At 59.8% G+C, this 3,650-nt stretch carries 4 protein-coding genes; 1 reads left to right on the forward strand and 3 read right to left on the reverse strand.

Translation table 11 applies throughout. From position 1 onward, the window contains the following. Positions 1 to 150: 150 nt before the first annotated feature. From HMPREF9081_RS02655 to HMPREF9081_RS02665, 3 genes are all read right to left on the reverse strand, one after another. Positions 151 to 849 (reverse strand): hypothetical protein, encoded by a 699-nt coding sequence (locus tag HMPREF9081_RS02655; RefSeq protein ID WP_040394347.1) that lies wholly within the window; start codon positions 847 to 849, stop codon positions 151 to 153. A 328-nt stretch (positions 850 to 1,177) separates the two neighbouring features. Beyond that, positions 1,178 to 1,453, reverse strand: a complete 276-nt coding sequence (locus HMPREF9081_RS02660) for a hypothetical protein (RefSeq protein WP_006696457.1) — start codon at positions 1,451 to 1,453, stop codon at positions 1,178 to 1,180. A 33-nt stretch (positions 1,454 to 1,486) separates the two neighbouring features. Next, positions 1,487 to 1,711, reverse strand: a complete 225-nt coding sequence (locus HMPREF9081_RS02665) for a hypothetical protein (protein WP_040394352.1) — start codon at positions 1,709 to 1,711, stop codon at positions 1,487 to 1,489. A gap of 95 nt (positions 1,712 to 1,806) precedes the next feature. Between HMPREF9081_RS02665 and HMPREF9081_RS02670 the strand changes: the two genes are divergently transcribed. Further along, positions 1,807 to 3,606: a MutS-related protein gene (locus HMPREF9081_RS02670; RefSeq protein ID WP_040394353.1), complete on the forward strand. Its 1,800-nt coding sequence runs from the start codon at positions 1,807 to 1,809 to the stop codon at positions 3,604 to 3,606. Positions 3,607 to 3,650: the final 44 nt, after the last annotated feature.

Genomic DNA, 3,650 nt, shown 5'->3' on the forward strand with positions numbered 1-3,650 from the left:
CGCCACTTCCCCCGCTCTGGCGGGGGAAGCTAAGATGCCATAATTCTAGCCTTCCCCGTTTGACGGGGAAGGGGGACCGCGCAAGCGGTGGAAGGGGCACAAAGAAGGGGCGTTGTACGAAGTTTTTCGCTTCGTACAACGCCCCGAATGTTACCGATTCCGGTAGCGGTCCGCGATCGTGTGCGGGCTCTCCCCTGCCACATCCGTATGCGCGTTCATCGGCGCGGTGTAGGATGCGGGGGCACCCGGCGGACGGATGTCTGTGATGGGCGGCTGCGGCGGTGCTGCCTGTTTCGGATGAGCGCCACGCTGGTATGCGTTCTCCTCCTTGCGTCCGCGGAAGCGGTTCCAGAGCCAGCGGATCGCGATGAACGCAGCGAAGAATATGGCGACATTCGCGAGGACACCGAGGATGTCGGCGAGGAAGCCCCCGCTCGTGCCCAACATGGAGGCGAGAAGCCCGCCGAGCATCATGCCGCCGGCGAGGAGTCCGATGTTGCGGAGCGTGTTGCCCCAGCCCGAGCTTTTCTGTGCCTGACTTGCGGCGTTTGCTGCATTCGGCGTATTCGCCTTTGCGCCTGCGGCGGGAGCGTTCTTGTTGAGCTGATCTGCGCTCTTGGACGGCGCATAGCTCTCGCCGTTGCCGGAGACGGACTTGCTCTGACTGCCGCTCTTCGTGCTCGGTGCCGCCTTCGGTGCCGCAGGAGCCGCTTTCGGCGCGATGCGTGCACCGCCCTTTGCCGCCTCTGCCTGCGCACCGAGCGTGCTCTGCGCGTTCGGGACGATGAGGGGGGCGGTAAAGGTCAGCGCGCCGACCATTGCCGCAGCGATGAGTTTCTTGAGTTTCATTCGATGTTCTCCTTTATCGATCATTCGAGATGGGGGAGCCCCGGTGTTCGCAATTTCACGGACATTCTTGACCATGGGATATTCTGCTGTGTGCCGCTCCGTAGCAAACACACGGCTGTCCTGCTGTGTGCACTCCTCGCAGAACCCTTGTTGCGCAAGCGGTCGTGTGCTCGTCCGCCTAAATACCTGCGGATTCCAAACGCGCTTCGCTTGAACGGTTAAAATCCGCAGGGGGCGGGTCGCACACTTTTCTCCGCTTGCTCCACTAGGGTTTGCTACGGAGCGGCACACAGCCCAAGGTCAAGAATGTCCGTGCTGCGAAGAGCATTTATTCCCGATAGGACTTGACGTCCTCGGGGAACGCGTAGATCTCGCCGACGGTGTCGAGCTCGCCCGAGAGATAGCGGTCGATGTCGTCCACGTCGATGTAGAGCTTGCACTCGATGTCGAGATAGCCCTGCTCGCGCCCGTCCGAGAGGTCGCGGATCGCCATCAGCTTCTCGCGCAGCTTCAGGAGATCGGTGCGCGTTGCATGCACGTCGAGCCGCAGCTGCGGTACGCCGTATTCCTTGAGTACTTCATCCATAGTCATGCGTTGTGACATAGTATCGCAATTTCCTTTCTTTCTCACCTTTGACTATTTGTCTTTTATCCTATCCGATGATGCTGAATTTTGGCTGAATGCCTCTGCGGCGGACATCGTCTCGCGCCGTTTTCGGAGGGTGAGAAGCGCCGCCGTGAGGGCGCGCTTCTGGTAGAGATAGGATTCGTAGTCGAGGTCGCCCACGGCGTTCTGCATACGCTGTTCAAGTGCGCGCATGGCTGCCTCCGTTCGTCGGATGGCATCGTCCGGATTCTGCATGAGTATTCCTCCCATCCTTTTGATATTGTAACAGCTTCGGGAAAAATTGTCTACATTAGGAAACCAAGGTGTGCTATAATGTGAATTATTGCAAAATGAGAAGAGGTTTCATATTGAAAAAATCATTTTACGAAAATGCGCGTGAGAATACGATTGCGTTGGAACGGGGGCAGAATAAGCAACGGACGCGATTTATTCTCGCACGTACACTTGTTTTCCCCGCAATGCTGATTGTCCTAGTCCACGGCTATGATATGGGATCTCCCGCAGAACTCATGCTGGGAGGCTTTTTGCTGCTGCTCTTCGTCGTGCTCGTCGCGCGGCATCGGAAACTGGAGCGGCTGCGTCTCCTGACGAAATCATACCTTGCTGTGACCGCCGACTACCTCGCACGGTTCTCGGGAGAGTGGAAGAATCTGCCCGAGGACGGTGCTGCCTATGGGAAGGAGAAGCGGCCGCCTGACCGAGATCTCCACATCTTCGGAACGGCCTCGCTCTATCAGTATCTCTGTGCGGCGCGCACGCAGGCAGGGCGCGACCGGCTTGCCGCAGCGCTCTCGGCGACGCCGTACGATCTCGAACGGACGCGGCGGCGGCAGGCGGCGGTGGCAGAGCTTCTGGCTCATCCCCTTCTCTGCATTGAGCTTGAGGCGCGCGGTGCACGGCTCCCCGACGGGCACGATACGCGGAAACTTGCAGAGGAGCTTGCACAGCCACTCAAAGGATCGCTAAAACTTATCTCTTGTATTGGCATTGTATTTGCAAACGCCTGCATGTGGTCGTTCCTATGGGCAATCTTCGCGGGCGGCTCGTGGACGCTGCCGCTCGTCCTCTTCATGTTCAACCTGACGGTGGCGATGGCGTTCTATCCGCGCACGCAGCGTGAGCTCGCCCCGCTCGGACATATGGCGCGGGAACTCAGGCTCTACGGGCGCATCTTCCGCACGCTTGAGCGTGCGCCGCTGCGCGGGGAGGCGTTTGCCGAGGTGCTGGCACCTCTTTTTTCGCCCGTTCGCGCGACAAAGGCGCAGGGGCGGCTTACTATACTTGCCGACTGTGCGGCGATGCGGCGGAATGTGCTCTTTTTCTTCCTTGCGAACGGACTTTTGCTCTGGGATCTGCACTGTATGGCGTATTTCTCCCACTGGCGCCTGCAGGCGGGTGCCGCCGCTGCGGGGTGGCTCAAGGTCTGGGCGGAGGTGGAGGTGCTCTTGTCGCTCGCACGCATCGGTCATACACGCGAGGTGCATGTATTTCCGCAGTTCCTTGACGGGGAGAAACCGCATCTCCGAGCAGAGGCGGCAATGCCGCTCCTCATCCCCGAGGAGTCGGCAACGCCGAACGATGCCGACCTCACGTCCGGGACGCTCGTCATCACGGGATCGAATATGTCCGGTAAGACGACGTATATGCGAACGCTGGGCTCCAACGCTGTCCTCGCATACGCAGGCGCGCCCGTGTGTGCAAAATCCTTTGCGCTCACGCCGATGGCGGTCTATACGTCGATCCAGATCAGCGACGATCTCGCGGGCGGCATCTCGACGTTCTATGCCGAGCTCCTGCGCATTAAGAAGATGATGACGTACAGCAAGCATGGGCGTCCGATGCTCATCCTCATCGACGAGATCTTCCGCGGGACGAATTCTGCCGACCGTATTGTCGGGGCGCGTGCGGCGATCAGCCGCCTGACGCTGCCGCATGCGATTACGATTGTGACAACGCATGACTTCGAGCTCTGCGATCTCGAGTGCGCGGGGATCCCCGTGGCGAACGCGCATTTTGAGGAGCACTACGAGGGGGACAAGATTCTCTTTGACTTCAAGATCCGTGAGGGGCGCTGCCGTACGACGAATGCGCAGTACCTCCTGCGGATGGCGGGCATCATGGGGGAGTGAGAATTTTGGAGCGCCCCCTCCGCCTCACTTCGTTCGGCACCTCC

The sequence above is a fragment of the Centipeda periodontii DSM 2778 genome, assembly GCF_000213975.1.
GTDB classification, from domain to species: domain Bacteria; phylum Bacillota; class Negativicutes; order Selenomonadales; family Selenomonadaceae; genus Centipeda; species Centipeda periodontii.

What these genes read in the sequence shown, in the direction of transcription:
- HMPREF9081_RS02655 (WP_040394347.1), bottom strand. Translation starts at nt 849, where the DNA reads ATGAAACTCAAGAAACTCATCGCTGCGGCAATGGTCGGCGCGCTGACC.
- HMPREF9081_RS02670 (WP_040394353.1), top strand. Translation starts at nt 1,807, where the DNA reads ATGAGAAGAGGTTTCATATTGAAAAAATCATTTTACGAAAATGCGCGT.
- HMPREF9081_RS02665 (WP_040394352.1), bottom strand. Translation starts at nt 1,711, where the DNA reads ATGCAGAATCCGGACGATGCCATCCGACGAACGGAGGCAGCCATGCGC.
- HMPREF9081_RS02660 (WP_006696457.1), bottom strand. Translation starts at nt 1,453, where the DNA reads ATGTCACAACGCATGACTATGGATGAAGTACTCAAGGAATACGGCGTA.